The 20,162-nt window shown below is 44.0% G+C and carries 22 protein-coding genes; 17 read left to right on the top strand and 5 right to left on the bottom strand.

The genetic code is table 11. The annotated features are described in order from the left end of the window. Window positions 1-221 precede the first annotated feature (221 nt). Complete coding sequence (gene rpsD / locus ACFSUO_RS13075) at window positions 222-824, bottom strand: 30S ribosomal protein S4 (RefSeq protein WP_382394783.1); 603 nt, start codon at window positions 822-824, stop codon at window positions 222-224. A gap of 299 nt (window positions 825-1,123) precedes the next feature. Then, on the bottom strand, window positions 1,124-1,606 hold the full coding sequence (locus ACFSUO_RS13070) for a GAF domain-containing protein (RefSeq protein WP_382394875.1): 483 nt from the start codon (window positions 1,604-1,606) through the stop codon (window positions 1,124-1,126). Between the two features lie 123 nt (window positions 1,607-1,729). Between ACFSUO_RS13070 and refZ the strand changes: the two genes are divergently transcribed. The 5 genes from refZ (at window position 1,730) to ACFSUO_RS13045 (ending at window position 7,313) form a co-directional block, all read left to right on the top strand. Beyond that, complete coding sequence (refZ, locus tag ACFSUO_RS13065) at window positions 1,730-2,353, top strand: forespore capture DNA-binding protein RefZ (protein WP_382394781.1); 624 nt, start codon at window positions 1,730-1,732, stop codon at window positions 2,351-2,353. A gap of 162 nt (window positions 2,354-2,515) precedes the next feature. After that, the gene (ezrA, locus tag ACFSUO_RS13060) at window positions 2,516-4,207 is read left to right on the top strand and encodes a septation ring formation regulator EzrA (protein WP_382394779.1); all 1,692 of its coding nucleotides are present in this window, start codon (window positions 2,516-2,518) and stop codon (window positions 4,205-4,207) included. 466 nt (window positions 4,208-4,673) lie between these two features. After that, window positions 4,674-5,813, top strand: coding sequence for a cysteine desulfurase family protein (locus tag ACFSUO_RS13055; RefSeq protein WP_382394777.1), 1,140 nt, complete (start codon window positions 4,674-4,676; stop codon window positions 5,811-5,813). 6 nt (window positions 5,814-5,819) lie between these two features. Further along, the gene (gene thiI / locus ACFSUO_RS13050) at window positions 5,820-7,022 is read left to right on the top strand and encodes a tRNA uracil 4-sulfurtransferase ThiI (RefSeq protein ID WP_382394775.1); all 1,203 of its coding nucleotides are present in this window, start codon (window positions 5,820-5,822) and stop codon (window positions 7,020-7,022) included. A gap of 84 nt (window positions 7,023-7,106) precedes the next feature. Beyond that, on the top strand, window positions 7,107-7,313 hold the full coding sequence (locus tag ACFSUO_RS13045) for a small, acid-soluble spore protein, alpha/beta type (protein WP_382394773.1): 207 nt from the start codon (window positions 7,107-7,109) through the stop codon (window positions 7,311-7,313). 217 nt (window positions 7,314-7,530) lie between these two features. Here the strand turns inward: ACFSUO_RS13045 and ACFSUO_RS13040 are convergent, their stop codons facing one another. Continuing rightward, window positions 7,531-8,331, bottom strand: a complete 801-nt coding sequence (locus ACFSUO_RS13040; protein ID WP_382394771.1) for an NAD kinase — start codon at window positions 8,329-8,331, stop codon at window positions 7,531-7,533. A gap of 165 nt (window positions 8,332-8,496) precedes the next feature. Between ACFSUO_RS13040 and ACFSUO_RS13035 the strand changes: the two genes are divergently transcribed. The 6 genes from ACFSUO_RS13035 to ACFSUO_RS13010 all read left to right on the top strand — a co-directional run bounded on the left by ACFSUO_RS13035 (window position 8,497) and on the right by ACFSUO_RS13010 (window position 13,162). Continuing rightward, entirely contained in the window at window positions 8,497-9,075 is a 579-nt protein-coding gene (locus tag ACFSUO_RS13035; RefSeq protein ID WP_382394769.1) for a DUF2953 domain-containing protein, read from the top strand. Window positions 9,076-9,090: 15 nt separating this feature from the next. Next, entirely contained in the window at window positions 9,091-9,612 is a 522-nt protein-coding gene (gene ytfJ / locus ACFSUO_RS13030) for a GerW family sporulation protein (protein WP_382394767.1), read from the top strand. A 101-nt stretch (window positions 9,613-9,713) separates the two neighbouring features. Further along, window positions 9,714-10,214 carry a thiol peroxidase gene (gene tpx, locus ACFSUO_RS13025; protein WP_382394765.1) on the top strand — a complete coding sequence of 167 codons (501 nt, stop codon included), beginning with the start codon at window positions 9,714-9,716 and terminating at the stop codon, window positions 10,212-10,214. Between the two features lie 210 nt (window positions 10,215-10,424). Further along, on the top strand, window positions 10,425-11,411 hold the full coding sequence (locus ACFSUO_RS13020) for a class I SAM-dependent methyltransferase (protein ID WP_382394763.1): 987 nt from the start codon (window positions 10,425-10,427) through the stop codon (window positions 11,409-11,411). 23 nt (window positions 11,412-11,434) lie between these two features. After that, the gene (locus ACFSUO_RS13015; protein WP_382394761.1) at window positions 11,435-12,622 is read left to right on the top strand and encodes an acetate kinase; all 1,188 of its coding nucleotides are present in this window, start codon (window positions 11,435-11,437) and stop codon (window positions 12,620-12,622) included. Between the two features lie 12 nt (window positions 12,623-12,634). After that, complete coding sequence (locus ACFSUO_RS13010) at window positions 12,635-13,162, top strand: MogA/MoaB family molybdenum cofactor biosynthesis protein (protein ID WP_382394759.1); 528 nt, start codon at window positions 12,635-12,637, stop codon at window positions 13,160-13,162. A gap of 902 nt (window positions 13,163-14,064) precedes the next feature. On the opposite strand, the gene ACFSUO_RS13005 is transcribed toward ACFSUO_RS13010, so the two are convergent. Further along, a complete protein-coding gene (locus ACFSUO_RS13005; RefSeq protein WP_382394757.1) occupies window positions 14,065-14,499 on the bottom strand; it encodes a universal stress protein in 435 nt (144 codons plus the stop codon). 134 nt (window positions 14,500-14,633) lie between these two features. Between ACFSUO_RS13005 and ACFSUO_RS13000 the strand changes: the two genes are divergently transcribed. From ACFSUO_RS13000 to ACFSUO_RS12975, 6 genes are all read left to right on the top strand, one after another. Continuing rightward, window positions 14,634-14,789, top strand: coding sequence for a hypothetical protein (locus ACFSUO_RS13000; protein WP_382394755.1), 156 nt, complete (start codon window positions 14,634-14,636; stop codon window positions 14,787-14,789). 151 nt (window positions 14,790-14,940) lie between these two features. Beyond that, window positions 14,941-15,699, top strand: a complete 759-nt coding sequence (locus ACFSUO_RS12995) for an SDR family oxidoreductase (protein WP_382394753.1) — start codon at window positions 14,941-14,943, stop codon at window positions 15,697-15,699. 216 nt (window positions 15,700-15,915) lie between these two features. After that, complete coding sequence (locus ACFSUO_RS12990; RefSeq protein WP_382394751.1) at window positions 15,916-16,299, top strand: GntR family transcriptional regulator; 384 nt, start codon at window positions 15,916-15,918, stop codon at window positions 16,297-16,299. Next, the gene (locus ACFSUO_RS12985; RefSeq protein WP_382394749.1) at window positions 16,296-17,183 is read left to right on the top strand and encodes an ATP-binding cassette domain-containing protein; all 888 of its coding nucleotides are present in this window, start codon (window positions 16,296-16,298) and stop codon (window positions 17,181-17,183) included. Before ACFSUO_RS12990 ends, ACFSUO_RS12985 begins: the two co-directional genes overlap by 4 nt. Next, window positions 17,170-17,925, top strand: a complete 756-nt coding sequence (locus tag ACFSUO_RS12980) for a hypothetical protein (RefSeq protein WP_382394747.1) — start codon at window positions 17,170-17,172, stop codon at window positions 17,923-17,925. The genes ACFSUO_RS12985 and ACFSUO_RS12980 overlap by 14 nt, the downstream gene beginning before the upstream one ends. Then, window positions 17,922-18,722, top strand: coding sequence for a hypothetical protein (locus ACFSUO_RS12975; protein WP_382394745.1), 801 nt, complete (start codon window positions 17,922-17,924; stop codon window positions 18,720-18,722). Before ACFSUO_RS12980 ends, ACFSUO_RS12975 begins: the two co-directional genes overlap by 4 nt. Before the next feature lie 107 nt (window positions 18,723-18,829). Here the strand turns inward: ACFSUO_RS12975 and ACFSUO_RS12970 are convergent, their stop codons facing one another. After that, on the bottom strand, window positions 18,830-19,927 hold the full coding sequence (locus ACFSUO_RS12970; protein WP_382394743.1) for a M24 family metallopeptidase: 1,098 nt from the start codon (window positions 19,925-19,927) through the stop codon (window positions 18,830-18,832). Window positions 19,928-20,162: the final 235 nt, after the last annotated feature.

Genomic DNA, 20,162 nt, shown 5'->3' with positions numbered 1-20,162 from the left:
ATATTGCCGGAGCATCGCTGAGAACTTAATGGTAATCAGAACAGGAGATAGCCTCGCTAATGAGAGTTTTCAATACGTCGCAGTTTATATAGAATGTTAAGTAAGGTTCATCCTAACCTCTTGATGCGAATAGCAACAATCTTTTCGAAAACAACCTTTGCATGAAAAAGCTCCCAAACCTTTTATATAGTAAAGGTTTGGGAGCTTTATAAGTGCTGACCTTAACGAGAGTAGAACTCAACGATAAGCGGTTCGTTAATTTCGGCTGGAAGCTCGGAACGTTCAGGGTAACGTGCATACGTTCCTTCTTTTTTATCCTCATCAAACGTCAGGTATTCCGGTACGAAGTTGTTTACTTCGATTGCTTCCTGAATGGTGTCGAGGTTTTGGGAACGTTCACGCAATCCAATGACTTGACCTGGCTTCGTGCGGTAGGACGGTATATCAACGCGTCCGCCGTCAACCGTTACGTGACCATGGTTGACCAGCTGGCGTGCCTGACGGCGTGTGCGCGCAAGACCAAGGCGATAAACGATGTTGTCCAGGCGGGATTCAAGCAAAATCATGAAGTTCTCGCCATGAACACCTTTCATTTTGCCGGCTTCATTAAACAAACTGAGAAATTGACGTTCGTTCAGTCCATACATGAAGCGAAGTTTTTGTTTTTCCTGTAGCTGCAGACCATATTCAGACATTTTTTTGCGCTGATTAGGTCCGTGCTCTCCCGGGGCGTAAGGACGTTTATCAAGTTCCTTGCCTGTTCCGGTTAATGAAATGCCAAGGCGGCGTGATTTTTTCCAGTCTGATCCGGTAAATCGTGCCATAGGACATTTCCTCCTTTATAGTTTATTTGCATAAAATAAACGACCGTGTTCCTGATCATTGTCCATTTTGTTTTCATGTACCATCGCTCCAGCAGCAGAGAGTTACGTGATACACCTCTTCAGAAATTCTTCTGTTAGCTTGTCAAATAGAGTGTCGGATTGATTCATTGTTTCGTTTTGTCATTGCATCGTTGTAAGAGGAACAAAATGGGTGCAATGCCGGTTCACATAGGCTACCTTTTTATTTTACACAACCAATAGTATATAGGCTATGAAACAGGAAGTCAATAATCGATTGTTTACCTAATGAATCGTTTCAATTCCGCTGCAAACTTCTCAAGATAGATTTGATCTGTTTCATCAAAGCGGTTGGTGCTTGGGCTGTCAATGTCAAGGACACCAAAGATTTCCCCATCTTTGAGTAAAGGGACGACAATCTCAGATCTGCTTGCACTGTCACAGGCAATGTGCCCAGGGAATTCGAATACATCCGGAACCCGCTGTGTTGCATTCTCCTTAATTGCAGCACCGCAGACGCCTTTTCCGTAAGCGATCCGGATGCAGGCAGGGAGTCCCTGGAAGGGCCCGAGCACTAATTCATCATCTTTCCATAAATAGAATCCGACCCAGTTCACATTATCGAGAAATTGGTTTAATAATGCCGATGCATTCGATAAAATGGCAATGGTATCTGTTTCCTCTTCAGACAGTGCCACTAATTGTTTTATCAGCAATTCGTAATCGTTTGTTTTGTTACCTGAATAGGCGGTTGCTTGAAACATAATCATTTCCTTTCTTTCATAAAAATAGTCATCTGTTCGACAATAGCTGTGATATTTGTCGAGCGAAAATGGGAGGATTCTTGCTCATTTCGTCGTAAGAAGTAGGTAAGGAGTTGAATATGAATGAAAAAGAATCCAACGAAACAAAGAGTTATAGATGCGGCTTCATCGTTATTTTTTCAAAACGGTTTCCACGGAACGTCTGTAAGGGATATTGCGGCTAAAGCTACTGTCAACGTATCCCTGATAAGTTATTACTTCAAAGGCAAACAAGGACTGCTTGAATATGCTGTCACGCAATATTATGAAGCCTACCTGGAAACCATCGAAGCATGTATCGAAGAAAATGAATCATTGACACCGCTCGAAAAATTGAAGAAAATTGTTGAAGTCATTATACAGTATAAACAGGACAACTATCAATTATCATGTTTCATACATCGGGAGCTTTCGCTTGATTCTGTCTTTGTCAGGGAAATGACCGTTACCTATCTGGCTAAAGAAAACTATCTTATTAGCAATGCGTTCTATCAGATTCTTCCGGAGCAGACCAAAAGGAACCAGGAAAAACAGTTTTTCCTAATGCAATTTAAAGGGATGCTGACAACGCCATATCTAATGCAGAACGAATGGAAGGACAAGGTCGTGGGGGACTTTTCACATGATCAGTTTGTAAAAAATTACACCCGTACTGTGGAAAAATGGCTTGATTTTGTCGTTTGGGAAAGTGCACATGGGGTAAAGTGAAGGTTTTTTTGGATAGAGTAATAAAAAAAGTGTCGAATCGTATATTTATTTGAATTTTTTTAGCCAAAAATGCCAATAACATGGTATCATAGCATTATTACATACATCTGATTTACTAATGGAAAATCCTCTTTACTTTGGATTATGTTCAGGAGGCATTTTATGGCATACGTAATTGGAATTATATTGGCTGTGATTGCACTTATCATTATTGGTCTAATTTTGCGCAAACGTGTTTATGATGTCGTCGACCGTCTTGAAACGTGGAAAATGGATATCATGAACCGGAATGTGGCATCTGAACTGGGCCGGATTAAGCAGCTGAACCTATCAGGGGAGACACAGGATAAATTTGAATCCTGGAAAGCCCGCTGGGAGCAGATTATTGCCAAAGAGCTGCCGGATATTGAAGAGTACTTGTTGGATGCAGAAGAAGCAGCGGACAGATACCGTTTCTCGAATTCCAAAAAAATATTGCGGCATGCAGAGCAGACCATGCAAATGATTGAAAAGGACATTGAAAACATGCTGGGTGAACTTGAACAGCTGATGAGCTCCGAAGAATCCGCCCGCAAAGAAGTGGAAAAGATTGGGCCTGATATAAAAGCATTGCGGAAATACTTGGTTCATAATCGGTTTTCGTATGGAAAAGCGGACGTCCGGTTTGAGGTTGAACTTGACGAACTTGAGGAAGAGCTCAGTCAATACCACGAACTTGCTGAATCTGGTAATTATTCAGAGGCGAGAGAGCTGGCCGATAATGTAAAAGAGAAGCTTGACGCCCTCCAGACGGAGATGGAAGAGTTCCCAGCCATTTATAAAAAATGCAAAAATGAACTTCCGGAGCAGCTTGATGAACTTTTCAGAGGTCTGCGGGAAATGAAACAGGATGGCTATCGGATTGATCATCTTGGATTTGAAAAAGAAGTACACGATTACCAGCGCCGCTTGGTTGACTGTATGAATTCATTGGAAAAAGGCAATGTGGCACAAGCAAAAGAGATTATCCCGGAGATAGAGGAACGTGTTGAAGAAATGTATCAGCTCCTCGAAAAGGAAGCACTCGCAAAGAATTACGTCGAAACAAAAATAACGAATTATCGGGAACAGCTGCAATCATTGGAAGATAATTTCAATATGACAAAAGAAGAAATGGAAACATTAAAGCAAAGTTATTACGTTGAAGACAGTGATATGGAGAAGTACTTGTATCTGGACAAGGCTGTCGCTCATTTGAGAAATCAGATGGAAGAAATGATACACGGACTGGAAAAGGATAACACGGCACACTCAGAATTGCGAAATGAGCTGGAGCAAGGTTTTCAAGAGCTTGATGTGCTTCAGGGGCAACATGAAGTATTCAAGGAGCGTATTCAAAATCTGCGAAAAGACGAGACGGAAGCCAGGGCAAGGCTGGCGGAAATGAAAGATGAATTGTATAATGTGAAACGGAAATTAAAGAAAAGTAATATTCCCGGAGTTCCGAATCATATTTGGAATAGGATGGAGTCTGCTACTGAAAAAAATGCGCGGGTGTTTGAAACACTTGAAAAGCAGCCACTTGATATTACAGAGGTCCAGCAGGTGCTGTCGGAGGCAAAAGCAGCTGTCAATGAGGTAACTGAACAGACGGACGCCATGCTTGACCAGGCCCGCTTGACAGAACAAGTTATTCAGTATGCCAATCGGTACCGGAGCCAAGACCCAGCCCTCGCTGCTAAATTGGGTGAAGCGGAGCGGCTGTTTCGGTCGTATGATTATGAGCTGGCCCTTGAACAGGCAGCAAAGGCTGTAGAAGAGGTGGAGCCGGGTTCCTTGAAACGAATCGAAACATTCCAGGAGGCAGTTAACTGACTGAGTGAAAAAAGGAAAGTTTCAACCGAAGTTCTGCTCAAAAAACTGGAATTATATGAACAGTGACGGAAAAGGATGCCTTCTTGGAAAGAATAACAATACATTTTTTCACCTTGTAACGTCAGAAAGTATATAAATAGGATGACCTTATAATAAAAACGCCGGCATTCACTATAAGACGAAAGGTGAATGCCGAGTTTTTCTAGAAGTGCATGTTCAAAAAGGAGGATAAAAAGGACCAAGAAGTTCAAGGCGGCGATGCTTTTAGTAGTGGATAATACATGAGCACAAGGGAAGCCGCATCACACGCAGGAAGAGCGCTTTTCTTTTCCAAGGAACGGAAAAGAAAGCCAACGAAGAAATTCGAAGTGTCATTTTTACCGGACTTTTTGAACAACCTTTAAAGCCAGCCTTCTTGTTTTGGTGACCTTTATTAGCCAAAATATGACAACAGGGAGTTATGCGTATGATTTATTTGGATAACAGTGCAACGACAAAGCCGAACCCCGCGGTACTGAACAGTTTTCAGCAGGTCTCTGAACGCTTTTTTGCCAACCCTTCCAGCATTCATCAGTTAGGCGGGGAGGCAGAAAAATTGCTGCAGCGGTCAAAGGAACAAGCGGCACAGTTGCTGCAAGTGGAAACCGATGAAATTGTTTTTACGGCTGGTGGAACAGAGGGAAATAATCTTGCTATTAAAGGTATAGCACTGGAACATCAGAAGCGGGGAAGCCATATTATCACAACACAAGTGGAGCACCCTTCCGTTCATGAAGCTTTCCGCGGCTTGGAGCGGCTGGGTTTTTCAGTAACGTATTTGCCGGTGAATGAGAACGGTGTGGTGGCTGTTGAGGAATTACGGGAAGCAATTACGGATGATACAATTTTGATTAGTATCATGCACGTCAATAATGAGCTTGGGTCCGTACAGCCTGTAGAGGCAATCGGAGAGATTGCCAAAGAACACCCGAAATTATTTTTCCATGTGGATCATGTACAGGGGATGGGCAAGGTACCAATGAAGCTTGCGGACAGTGGGATTGATTTGTGTACGATTTCCGGTCACAAGTTGCATGGTTTAAAAGGAACGGGCATTCTTTATGTAAAAAAAGGTACAACCCTTTTTCCACTCTTCCACGGCGGCGGTCAAGAGAAGTCGTTACGATCTGGAACTGAAAATCTGGCAGGTGCTGTGTCGTTGGTTAAAGCTTTGCGTTTAATCAAAGAACGGGAAATAGCCGGAATCAGGCATATGTATCATCTGCAGACAATTATCAGGCAAAAACTCCGTACGATGGATGGTGTTTTTATCAATACACCGGAGCAGGCAGCACCGCATATAATCAATATCTCTGTGCCCGGATTGAAACCTGAAGTATTGATTCATATGCTCGGAGAGAAGGAGATTTACATCTCAACAAAATCAGCCTGTTCATCAAAGCAGACCGATGAGAGCAAGATACTAGCAGCATGCGGCCATGGCAGAGACCGGTCAACGTCGGCTTTAAGAATCAGCCTGTCGTATGACAGCACGGAAAATGATATTCATGTTTTCCTGCAGGAACTGCAAGAAGCCATCAACAGACTAAAAGCAGTAATGGAGTAGATAGGTATGCAATATGATCATATATTAATCCGTTATGGAGAAATGGCGTTAAAAGGCAAAAACAGAAAAAGTTTTATTCTTCAGCTGCAGAACAATCTGAAACTACAGCTACAAGATTTTCCAAATGCAACCGTGAAACGGACACAAGGAAGAATGTTTGTCCTTTTGAATGGCCATGATCCGGAAGCTATTATAGATAAATGCAAGAATGTTTTTGGAATCCAAAGCCTCAGTCCAGCCATTAAAGTTCACAACGATGAGGAGGAAATAAAAGCAGCTGTATTATGGGCATTACAAAATGAATATAGCGCCCGTACGTTTAAAGTTTCCGTAAAGCGAATTGACAAAAAATTTCCAATACGGTCACAGCAGATGAACCAGGTACTTGGCAGTCATTTGTTAAACCATACAACTGGATTTTCAGTCGATGTTCATAAACCAGATCTGGAGATAAAGGTTGAAATCAGGAAAGAAGCGACCTATATAACTTCCAGTGTCATTCCAGGGCTGGGCGGACTTCCGGTTGGAACATCCGGCAAAACGCTGCTCCTTTTGTCAGGGGGAATCGACAGCCCGGTTGCAGGATTTCAGGCGATGAAACGCGGAGTAGAAGTGGAAGCAATCCATTTTCATTCCCCGCCATTTACAAGTGAACGGGCTAGGCAAAAGGTACTGGATCTTGCGGAGAAACTGACACACTATGGCAATAAGGTGAATGTGCACATTGTACCATTTACGAATGTACAGCAGCATATTTTCCGTGAGATGCCTGAAAACTACGCGATGACGATTATGCGCCGGATGATGATGCGAATCAGTGAACAGGTCTGCAAAAAAGAATCGATTTTATCGATGACAACCGGTGAGAGTCTTGGGCAGGTGGCAAGCCAGACGATGGAAAGCATGAATGCAATTAATGAGGTGACGAATTATCCCATTTTACGTCCATTGGTTGCCATGGATAAAGATGACATCGTCAAGATTTCAAGAACAATTGATACGTATGATATTTCCATCCGGCCATACGAAGATTGCTGCACGATTTTTGTTCCAAAGTCGCCAAAAACAAGACCATCGAGAGAAAAGGTCAACCAATTCGAGTCACAAGCTGATTTTTCCGAGCTGATTGAGGAAGCTGTCAATGGTATTGAAGTCGTCACATTAACCGGCAAGGCAGAGGCTGAAGAAGAGTTTAATGATTTATTTTGAACCAATATGGGTAATTTACAACAAATACCAGTTTTAAAAAACCCTCCTCGTACACAATATATGGGTACAAGGAGGTGATTGAGAATGCCAAGCAACAACAGTTCAAACCAATTAGTCGTACCTGGTGCTGAACAGGCACTTGACCAAATGAAAACAGAAATTGCACAGGAGTTTGGTGTTCAACTTGGTGCTGACACAACTTCCCGCGCGAACGGGTCTGTTGGCGGGGAAATCACAAAACGCCTTGTAAACACTGCTGAACAGCAATTTGGTGGTAACACACCGCTGTAATTAACAACAATATATGAATGGCTGCGGGCTGCCCTGGATAGGGTAGCCCGCTTATTTTTTACGTTAGGTAAGTGTAAAACTTTAGCAAAAAAGATTACCCGGTGAAGTGAAAATGTAAGTGCAACTAAGGCAATAGTTAAAGGGGGATTCTAGGTAAGAATCGCCTTCTAAGAATCCCTTTAAGTGCATGTTCAAAAAGGAGGACAACCTTTTTACCTTATAAGAATGTTCTTTTTACGCGGTCCCAGTAGGAGTTGTTTTTAAGCTTGACTGTTTTGATTACGCTGTCACTTAAGGTAACGGTGAGATTCTGAATGTTGCGGATGGAATAGGCTTCATTATCCATACCAATAATCGGGTAATCATTCCCATCCTGAACGACTTCCAATGTCAGTGTCCGGTCCTTGTTCAATACGAACGACGAGCCTAGCGTCCGGTACCGGTTATTGTTAAGGGATGCAATTTCGGACACTTGATAGCAAGGAAGTTTCGGGTCGATGACAGCACCACGTGTAGATTTATTGTAACCGGTGCTTCCGGTTGGGGTGGCCACAATCAGGCCGTCACCCCGAAATGTTTCGAAATGCATATCGTCGATGTACACGTCCACGACCATTGTTTTTATAATGGTTGACCGTATGCTTACTTCATTCAAGCACTGAAATTCCGATTCCCCATTCACCTTAACATCAATAACCGGAAATCGGCGGACTTCCATTTCTTCATGCTGCATCGTGTGCAGCATTTCATCAAAATTATCTATATTAAAGTCACAATATAACCCGGATTCATCCGATCTGGTAATGCCAGTATATAAGCAATCTTGTCGGAATCCGGTCGTACGCACTGCCTGCAGAAAGGCACCATCACCACCGACACTTACAATAATATTTGCCTGCTCAGGATTGTCCACAATATGGAAATCATTCTCTCGGGCCAATTTGAACAACGGTTGCAGCTTTTTATCGAGATTATCATCATGTCTGTAGAAAAAATGAATGTTATTTCTTGTCTGCATTACAATCACCTCCGATTTTGTTTATGCCCACTTAAAGTGTAGCACGTTTCCATTTATTGTCCCAATTGTGCATACTTCTGACGTTGTAAAAAGCCAAAAAAACAAAGAGGATGACATTCATAAAAAAGGAAATTTGCGGAAACATAGACAAAAAGAGGTGAGGCCATGGTCATTGGATTGGTCATCGTGTTGATTGTGATTGGTATTGCCATCATATTGTTGTGTTCAAGGCTTAAAGCAGTTTGTACAATCAAGCTCAACCAAAAAGAGCAGACCCTTTATCTGGCGATTTATTTATACCGTCTGCCCCTTCTGCGGCGATCGGTTGATCTGACGGAAAGACCAGCTCCGGAACAATCATTTCAGGAAACCCTTTCGCTATTGCACCAATTCAGCAATGGTGCTGTGCAAAGGATGAGAGATATGCGTGTGATAACGTCGCTTATATTCGAGCGGATTCGTTTTCATAAAATCACCTGGAACACCGAGGCAGGTACTGGCAAGGCTGACACGACTGGGATGATTACCGGCGGAATATGGGGGATAAAAGGCATGGTAATGGGGGTGCTTGCTTCCAATAGCACATTCACCAGTGAACCTTCTATTTCAGTTACCCCATTCTTTAATCAGCAGAGAATAAGCTCTGTCTTTGATTGCATGATATCCATCCGATTCGGGCAAGCTATCTATGCATTTCTGAAAATGATTCGGAAACTTTCTGCCAAACGAGAAGTGACTACATGACAAGGAGGATTATACATGGATGAACATCCGATACAAGGCCTAATGACGACAGCAATGGAAAATCTGAAAGACATGATTGAGGTCAATACAATTATTGGTGATCCAGTCGAATCCCCGGATGGGAGTGTGATTATCCCAGTTTCCAAGCTTGGATTCGGATTTGCCGCTGGGGGCAGCGAGTTTACTTCTGGCAGTGACCAGGGTGATTCAGGCGGATCGATGCCCTTTGGAGGTGGCAGTGGCGGTGGTGTATCCATTACACCTGTTGCGTTTCTAGTTGTCAGTCAAAAAGGCATGAAGATGATTCACCTCGATGAGAATACGCACATATATGAAAAAATGATGGATGTTGCTCCTAAGGCTGTAGAAAAAATCCAGCAGCTGTTAAAAGAATCGGGACTGCAGGATAAAATGAAGCAGCAGTCCAAACAATCGGAAAATGGTGATGGACAGGAAAAAAAACAAGAGAAACAGGAACAAAAAAAGCAGGATTCCCAGCAGTCTAATGAAGATTCCGGTGAGCAAAACGACAGTTAGTTCGAAAAACTGTAACAAGTTTAGAGGGCGCTATTGTTGGACATATACTACAAGCCGATTCATAATAAAGATAGAGTCAAAAAATGGGAGGATGATTTATTATGGCAAATGTCACATTTAATCAGGATCCAGTGACACTTCTGGGAAATGAAATCAGTGCTGGTGATCAGGCACCGAATTTCACCGTGTTATCCAACGATCTTAAGGAAGTATCCTTGGACGACTATAAGGGTAAAGTAAAACTGATTGCTGCTGTTCCATCTGTCGACACGGGTGTCTGTGCCGAGGAGACAAGACGCTTTAATGAAGAAGCTGATAAACTTGACAATGTCCAAGTGCTGACAATCAGTATGGATCTTCCTTTCGCCCAGTCACGCTGGTGTGCAGCCAACGGAATTAAAAAGCTGGATACATTATCAGACCATCGTGATGCTGATTTCGGTGAAAAATACGGTGTGCTGATGAAGGAACTCCGCTTGCTGGCCCGGGCTATTTTCGTAGTCGATTCAAATGACAAAGTCACATACGTGGAATACGTAAGTGAGGTAACCAATCATCCCAACTATGACCGTGCACTAGAAGAAGCACAGAAAGCAGAATAACGGCTTTTCGTTCTCTCCTGTCCCGAGTATGACAGGGGAGATTTTTTGTGAGAACCCATTCTTCAACCTTTTGCCCGGACTTTTAAATGAATCCCAAACTTTTGACAGATGGCTGGCAACCTGTGCTCCCAGCCTCTTCCGATGTACAATGGAGCTGGTATTTTGGTACAATAGAGGCGCTTTTAGACAACGGATCGGAGGATTGGCACGATGGAAAAAACAGACGTAGAAATATTGTTTGAACAAATTGATAATATAACAGAAACTGTCCAACAATATAGTAACGAAACGTATTTGGACAGCCTTGCAGTAACACTTGAAGTAATCTTTTATCAACATCCGCCTGAAGGAATGGACGAGAAATTACAGGAACAACTCCAAAATTTCATTCCTCAGCTGGATGTTTCGAAATATAAAACCACTGAAATACGGAAGGCACTTCAGCTGGCCATGCTGAAAGGGATGAAAGGTGCAACACAGCAGCAGCATCTCATGACTCCGGAAACAGTTGCCCTGTTTGTTGGCTATCTGGCGGGGAAAGTGACTGCCGGGAAGAAGAACCTCCGTATGTTTGACCCGGCGAGCGGAACGGGAAATTTGGTTATGGCTGTTCTTGATCAGCTGGAGACTGCCGGATCTGTATTTGCAAGTGAAGTGGATCCGACACTTATTAACCTTGCCGTTCTTAACGCTAACCTGCAGAAAAAAGAAATTGAGTATTTCCACCAGGACAGTCTCCGCCCGTTTCTTCTGGATCCGGTCGATTTGGTAATCAGTGATCTTCCTGTTGGCTACTATCCAGATGACATCCGGGCGAATGATTTTGAACTGAAAGCAGATGAGGGACATTCCTATTCCCATCATTTATTTATAGAGCAAAGCATGAAATATACGACGCCGGGCGGCTATCTGATTTTTGTCATTCCGGAATTCCTGTTCGACAGTGATCAGTCAGACAAGCTGCATGCTTATCTTCAGGAAAATGCACATATTGTCGGAGTACTGCAGCTTCCGGAGACAGCATTTAAGTCAGAGAAGAACAGAAAGAGTATTCTTATTCTGCAAAAGAAAGGTCCCAATACGACGGCATTCAATCAGCCATTGCTTGTACAGGTCCCATCTTTTAAAGAAACAAAAGCGATGGACGATATTCTGGCGCAAATGAACGCTTGGTTTGCAGAGAACATGAATAGTTAACACCATGGAGGGAGACGACAAGAATGTCTAATATTTTGGCAATAAATGCCGGAAGTTCTTCTTTGAAGTTTCAGCTGATCCGTATGCCAGAAGAACAAGTGCTGGCAAAGGGGCTGCTGGAGCGAATTGGCCTTTCTGAATCGGTTTTTACTATGGAAGTAAATGGAGAAAAAGATAAGATGGTATTAGATATACCGGATCATGAAATAGCGGTAAAACATTTGCTGGAGAAGCTAACATCATCAGGCGTTATTCAATCGATGGACGAAATTGATGCTGTCGGGCATAGAATTGTTCATGGCGGCGAACGTTTCAGCGATTCCGTGCTTATCACGGATGATGTTATCCAGAATATCGAGGATGTGTCTGATCTGGCACCGCTACACAATCCAGCCAATTTGACTGGCATCCGCGCATTTCGGAGGTTGCTCCCGAATGTTCCGATGGTTGCTGTGTTTGATACCGCATTTCATCAGACGATGCCTGAGAAATCGTACTTGTACAGTCTGCCATACGAATATTATGAAAAATATGGAATTCGTAAATATGGATTTCACGGGACCTCTCATAAATATGTATCCCAGCGCGCCGCTGATCTGATGGGCGTGCCGCTTGAGCAACTTCGTCTTATTTCCTGCCATCTGGGAAATGGCGCGAGCATTGCTGCGATTGATAAAGGGCAGTCGATAGATACGTCCATGGGGTTCACGCCCCTAGCTGGGGTGACGATGGGAACCAGATCGGGTAATATTGACCCCGCTCTTATTCCATTTATAATGGAGAAAACAGGAAAAAATGCGGATGAAGTGGTTCACGTCTTAAACAAGAAAAGCGGAATGCTCGCTTTATCCGGCTTTTCCAGTGATTTGCGTGATATCGAGCAGAAAACAGATGAAAACGAACGGGCAGAACTGGCCCTGGAAGTTTTCGCGGCACGCATACACAAATACCTAGGTTCCTATGCTGCCAGAATGTCAGGTGTTGATGCCATTATCTTTACAGCGGGTGTCGGGGAAAACAGCGAGGTCGTCCGGAAAAAAGTTTTAACGGGACTCGAATTTATGGGAGTGTATTGGGACCCTTCCCGAAATCATGTCCGCGGGAAAGAAGCATTTATTAACTATCCACATTCACCGGTTAAAGTAATGGTCATTCCAACAAATGAGGAAGTCATGATTGCCAGGGATACGGTCCGGCTTACTGGCAAATAGGGGGAGATTGGTTTGTCAGTTGAAGAACATAAGCACAAACATGAACAGGTTCATTGCATGGTCGTGACTGTCAGCGATACAAGGACAGCAGAAACAGATAAAAGCGGCAGCTTGATGGTACAACTGCTGGAAGAGGCGGGTCATTATGTCACAGCCAAGGAGATTGTGTCGGATGAAAGCAGTGCCATTGCAAATAAAATGAAAGCCGGCTGTGAAAACACTGCGGTTGACGTTATTCTGTTAAACGGTGGTACGGGTATCGCGCATCGTGACGTAACGATAGAGACACTGGCGCCAATGCTTGATAAAGAAATAACCGGTTTTGGTGAACTTTTCCGTATGCTCAGTTACCAGGAGGACATCGGCTCGGCAGCCATACTCTCAAGGGCGATTGGCGGAGTTATTGGTGATACGGCTGTTTTCGCTGCACCGGGGTCGTCTGGTGCGGTGAAATTGGCGATGAATAAATTAATTGTGCCAGAACTGTCCCATGTTGTCCGTGAATTGAAAAAAGACATTCCTGGCTCTCCTCCGAAATGATAGCACTGGCGCTACGGAGTTCAATCGCGCCACTGCCATTTGTATTAAGGTAATGTAGGGAAATAATTTTCATTTTTATGTGGAGGATCTTCTCGCAATTGTTTTTCCATTACAGTTGATATAAACTGCGACGTAGTGAACAATTTGTGTGCTATGACCCAGCTACGGAAATACATTTGGTGCTCGTCGTGTTGCAAGCTTTTCAGTGAAGCGGCATTCCTCGCAGGTTGAGGCGTACTCAATGGGGCTTTTGCATGGTCTCGTCGTGTTGCAAAGCTTTCCAGTGAAACAGCACTCCTCGCAGAAGGGGGGATTTTCATCCATCGATTTGGTGAAAAGTCTCCCATTTTTTCTTTGAATTAATCAACATTTGAAAAAAGGGGCACCTTTTCAGTGGCCTCGACTTTTGGTCTTGAGAAGGCTTCTCTCGGACTTTTTGGCTCGCTTTTAGGTGGCTTTTGGCCTTGAGAAGCTTTCTCACGGACATTTCGTCCCGCATTTGGATGGCTTTTGGCCTTGAGAAGGCTTCTCTCGGACATTTCGTCCCGCTTTTGGGTGGCTTTTGGTCTTGAGAAGGCTTCTCTCGGACTTTTTGGCCCGCTTTTAGGTGGCTTTTGGTCTCGAGAAGCCTTCTCTCGGACATTTCGTCCCGCATTTGGATGGCTTTTGGCCTTGAGAAGCTCTCTCTCGGGCTTTTCAGCGGCGCTTTCCCCCGAGGAGGCTGAAGCCGTGCCTGCGGTAAAGAAGACACTGCGAAAAGGACGTCAGCTAAATTCGTCACGCACTGTGACAACGCCGACCCTAGAACATCCTGTTCGTGGGAGCAGACGTCGCGCTTATGCCCTGTGGAAAACAGCCTATGTGAAAATCAAATGAATCAAATGGCCGGGAGTTAATTTTGATTAACGGACAACTAAAACATCACAGCTGGCGTGGCGGGTGATGCTTTCCGATACACTGCCGATAAGGAACCGTTCGACAGCACCCATTCCGGTTGCGCCGCATATAATCAGATCTGCTTCAAAGGTTCCGGCGATATCTTTTGCAATTTTGACTTTTGGAGATCCGTATTCTACACACCTAACCAAGTTTGTTACTCCTGCAGCTTTAGCATTTTCTGCATAACTGTCCAGTAAATCCTTTGCATACTCCTCTGCACGTTCCGCGAGCGTCCGGTCATATGCCTCTGCAGTGGCAAATGTACGTGAATCGACGACATGGGCAAGAATGAGGCGGGCATCGTTCCGCTGGGCTATATCCATGGCCTTATTAAATGCCTTTTCAGACGCTTCCGATCCATCTACCGCCACAACAATTTGTTTGTATTCGAAGTCCATTGTCAATCCCCCTTTTTTTCTTACTATTCTAATACCCTTTTTAGCCTGCTTACAATCAAATTTACCGAAATTGGAAAGGGGAAAATGGATTTGATGACGTTCTTGTGAACATACTACAAATGGAGGTGGTAGCAATGGCAAAGAAGAAAAATAAGTTCACTGAAGACAAAAAGGGTATTGCAGCCGTTCAGAATCAACTGTTTGAAAGCTACCAGAGCGGTGTGATTGATGATAAAGAAAACCTCTCCAATAACAGGGGCATCCACCATTACAACAACCAGAAAAATTAATGCTTCATGTAATCCATCCTTTTCAGGGTGGATTTTTTTGCGCGGATTGGTGTCGAGGATTCCTTTAAATACCATCCTGTCAACATTGTATGTTATAATTTCATTCATAATAACCGTTCACCTTAGGATTTTGAAAGGGGAGGGACGATTCATGGGACATGCATTGATTACAGCGGGAACATCCGGGCTGGGGAGACAAGTGACGGAAAAATTTCTGGAAGCAGGGCACCGGGTGACAGCAACCTATTACCGTAATACGGAAAAAGCCCAGACAGTTGAACAGGAACTTGCCCAATATGGACAGATGTTACTTATTGAACAGGCTGATGTGACAAATAAACAGGATATCAAAACGTTACACGATAAAGCAGTGGCTGTCCACGGTGGGATTGATTATCTGATTAATAATGCTGGTCCGTTTGTTTTTGAACGGAAAAAACTTCTGGATTACTCCGAGGATGAATGGCATGATTTGATGAATGGTAACCTTGACGCTGTTTTTTATTTGCTGAAATTAACAGTACCACATATGAGGAACCAGCATTTCGGACGAATTGTCAACTACGGCTTTCAGGGGGCGAATAATGCTTCTGGATGGCTGTACCGATCTGCGTTTGCTGCAGCAAAAAGCGGGCTTGTTTCACTGACAAAAACAGTAGCCTTTGAGGAAGCACCGTATCAGATTACGTCCAATATGGTGTGTCCGGGTAATATTACGGGTAACATGAAAGAAGCCGGCATTGCTGATAGCAGGCGTGTGCATGATGAGACAACACCAATTGGCAGGCCGGGAACAGGGGAAGATATTGCCCGCACTATTATGTATTTGTGTGAACAGGATTCCGATATGATAACCGGTGCGATTATGGAGATCACTGGCGGACTTGATGTGATTAACCGGTATCGGTGAATGGCAGAAATCATCTCCACGAAAACAGCTATTTTTGACAATGACTGTTCTCCAACATTAAACATGATCGATTTAAGGAAAATGCCTCTCATTAATTGGGAGGCATTTTTTCATGTTGACTTTTGTCTGGAAGGCACCTATACTGAAAATTAATAATCCACTACATTACACAACTAATGCACTACACCTCTATGGAAAGAAGGGAGCGCATGCCCGATGTTTGAAATGGATGGGGCCAAACCAATTTACATCCAAATTGCCGAGTGGCTGGAAAATCAAATTCTGAACGGGTATTTCCGACCTCATGATAAAGTCCATTCACAATATACCCTGGCTGACATGTTCAATATTAACCCGGCCACGGCGGCCAAAGGGTTAAATGTGCTTTACGATGAACAGATTCTGTACAACAAACGTGGATTAGGAAAATTTGTGACAGACGCCGCGGTAACTACCATTCTTGAAAAAAGAAAAAATGATACATTGAAACGGATGCTTCGGGATGTGGTAATAGAAGCCAGACATTTGCATATTGAGGACGAGGAATTACTCGCTATGCTTAAAACCACCATTGATGAACAGAAGGGGGACCAAACATGAACGTCATAGAAACGACAGGCCTAACGAAGACATACAAAGGACTGAATGCTGTAGATGAATTGACGCTGCAGATTAAACCAGAAACCATTACCGGTGTGATTGGCCGAAACGGGGCTGGCAAAACAACGTTATTGAAAATGCTGGTGGGTTTTCTAAAAGAAACATCAGGTGAAGTGAAGGTGTTTTCCGAACGTCCGTTTAACAGCTTGAATGTTTCGGCTAATAGTATTGTCATTGATGACCAAATGGTGTTTCCTGATTCGCTGACACTGGAGGAACTGCTGAAAGAGGGGGAACGTTTTTATGATGGTTGGGATATGACGTTTGCGCGAAAGCTGTTCGAGTATTTTTCCTTTCGTCCGCACCAGCTTCTTAAGCAACTATCCAAAGGAAAAAAGACAACATTCAACGTGCTATTTGGCCTGGCCAGCCGTTGTGCACTGACGATTTTTGATGAGCCAACGACTGGGATGGACGCCGCGGTGCGGAAAGATTTCTACCGGGTCCTGTTAAAAGATTACTTGGCTCATCCGCGTACGATTATCATTTCAAGCCATTATCTGGACGAGATGGAACATATTCTCGAAGATGTGCTCTTGATTGATGAAGGACAGAAAGTAATGCATAAGCCGATAGACGATTTGAAAGAATATGCCGTCAGTCTGACCGGACCTGCAGCCGTTATGGAGCAATGGCTGTATGATAAAACGGTGCTTGCTAGAAAGCTGTCCGCTCCAGGGACGATGCAGGCCGTAGTCAAGAACGATTTCCCGATGGAGCACGCCGAGAAAATGGGGATACACGTGGCCCCAGTCGCTCCTGCTGATGTGTGTATTTACCTGACCGCTAAGTCGGAAGGAGGGATTGATGATGTCCTTGAATAAGGTGACGATGCCCCAAGTTGTTTTCAAACAATACCGTTATAAGCTGACGGCGTATCATCAAGTATTTACTTCACTTGTCGTGCTGCAGTTGCTCGCGCTATTCTTTTCGTTTGGTGGAGTCATGACAAACGGGGGTGGTGGCTATGGTGTGGATGCTAACCTAACTACGTACTCTGGCGATATTATCGTTATTTTTACTTTTCTGTGGGGATTGATTAATGCAATGGTCGTTACGACGAGAGCCTATAGGGAGGATGATTTTATATTTGTGACAAACCGGCAGAGTCAGCTTTTTTCCAATATACTGTTTCTGGTAACCGCGAGTGTCATCGGCGGGCTGACCGCAACCTTAGCAGGCTATTTGCTCCGGGTTATTCTTTTTTGGTCATCGGACCAAGGGACGTTTGCCGGTATGGTCGGTGAATCATCAACCGTTATGTCTCCAGTGATCAGCATTATCGCAATCGCATGTTACATGCTGATGTTTTGTGCGCTGGGTTACTTAATCGGCAGCCTCATTCAGCTGCACCGGCTGTTTATCGCGATTTTGCCTGTCTTGGCAGTTGGGGGTCTGTTCGTTGACAACTGGATGAATGGTGGCCCGCCAGCGATCATCTCGCTATTCCTATTTTTTGTCGGGGAAACGAATATGCTGCTCTTTCTGTTGAAAACACTGGTTACAGCTGTGGTACTGTTCGCCGGTTCGTTTGTCCTGCTTCCGCAAAAGGAGGTTAGACCATGAGTAACGTTCTGTTTAGCATTGTTCCCATTTTGCTCTTGTTGGCTGTAATAGTCTTGTTTCTGGTTATAGGCATGCGTCTTGCTAAATCTGATAAGCTATCAGGGGCAGTCAGGCGCTGGTTATTCCCGGTTTATTTGCTTATCCTTGTTATTGCGTTTGGACTCTCATTTATTTTGCCGCTGGAAGCTGGCTCTGATGCGTCGAACGCCCGGACGTTTGATAAGGAAAGACTGCCAGACTTGTACATGGTCCCGGAAATCACCGGACCGACGGACAAGATTGATGACTATCTTGTGGACACATGGACGCTGGAAACCGGGGAGGAAAAGCTGCATCTAGTCATTCGGGGCGAAGCTGACTTAAACAATATCGCAGTTGAGCGAAAAAAAGCGACTGATGGTGTTGTGGAAGCAGCACTTTATGTCACCCCAAAAGTAATTAATGGCATCGATATGATGACCGGGTTTGTTCCAAGGACACATATGGAAGTGGATGGACGTACGTTAGCCGTGTCAACACCGGATCGGAAACGGGTGAATGTATCGGTATTTCAAGAGGCATTTCCTGTCCAGCAGTTCACACAAAAGGAGTGGCTGGATTCTTTTGACGAAGGAGCAGGATTTGGTGTTTCCACTAGCGAGATTACCGGGGAAAGGAAATCCTCCCCTTGGATGTATAAAGACGAGGGACGTTTGTTTAGTACAGAATTGCTTTATCTGCAAATACCGGCTGATGTTGAGATTGAAGGGACAAACGATATGAACATCTTTATGGTGGGAGACGGGCAAATGCAATAGCGTTTGCATGAATGGCGGAAAGCGTTGCTATCTTCTTTCGTTATAAGCTCGACCCCTGCATAGATTGGTATGAAAAGGAAGGGGAATTATCCCCTTCCTTTCCCCGTTTAATCCACAATCTGCAAGTCTTTCGGAAACTTGGTTAATGTTTCGGCTCCGTTGTCTGTCATGAATACCATATCTTCTATCCGTACGCCACCTTTTCCGGGGACGTAGATGCCTGGTTCGATTGTGTAGCACATTCCCGGAGTCAGCGGCAGTTTATTTTGACCGTGCATGGACGGGAATTCATGTGTTTCAATTCCCAGCCCGTGTCCAATCCGGTGCGTGAAATAATCGCCATAACCGGCTTTCTCAATATGGCTGCGGGCTGCCTTGTCGATGTCACCGACAGCTGTACTTTTTTTAGAGGCCTCAACGGCTTTTGTTTCTGCTTCCAGAACTGTATTATAAATTGTTTTTTGCTCAGGTGTTATCGACTTATAGGCGACCGTCCGGGTGGTATCGGAGCAGTATCCTTCATAGACAACCCCAAGATCAAATAGCACCATATCCCCTTTTTCAATCTTTTTCATGGATGGTGTCCCGTGTGGTGAAGAAGTCTTTGTTCCCGACAGCGCCATAGTGGAAAAGGACATTTGCTGGATACCTTGTTTCTTCAATTCATATTCAATAGTTGCAATGATTTCAAGTTCGCTGACGCCTTCTTTTATCGCTTTTACACCTGTTTCGACACCGAAGTCGGCCAGTTTCGCGGCTTCTTTAAGCAGGGTATATTCCTGCTTGCTTTTGACAACCCTTAAATTGGCTAGTATTTCCTGCGCATCACTGATGACAGCATCAGGAAATACCGTCTTTACCTGTTCAAAGCGTTCCAATGTTAAATGGTTGCGTTCGACTGCAACAGATTTTGGCATACGGTCATTGCCCTTAAGAAATTGCTTTAATAACTGCCATGGATTTTCATGATCACTGTAAGCAATCATTTCATACTTCCAGCCTGCATTTTTGGCGTCTTCTTTTTCCATTGCCGGCAGGATTAATAGCGGGTCGTGGAGCTGACTGATATAGACAGCAATCACGCGCTCATGCGGGTCTGTATAGTAATTGCTCAAATAGTAAAAATTGGCTGTGGATGTAACAAGCATGCTGTCAAGGTCATTTTCTTTCAGTTTGCTAAGTAAAGTGTCCAATCGGTCTGTCATGACTAGTCCCCCATTTATCATAATTAGAGGTTGTTCAAAAAGTCCGGTAAAAAGGACGCTTCGAATTTCTTCGTGGCTTGCTTTTTCGTTACTCATGTACTAATTTGCATACACCCCGTTACTCAAAGCTACGCCGCCTCGGACTTCTCGGTCCTTTCTATCTTCCTTTTTGAACACACGCAATTAGTACCTATTATAACAAATATAGCCCAGACCGCACCATTTTACGTCTGAC

Source organism: Lentibacillus juripiscarius (assembly GCF_042685205.1).
Lineage (GTDB): Bacteria > Bacillota > Bacilli > Bacillales > Amphibacillaceae > Lentibacillus > Lentibacillus juripiscarius.
Note: the sequence above shows the minus strand (reverse complement) of the source record. Positions and strands in the feature narration are given on the sequence as shown.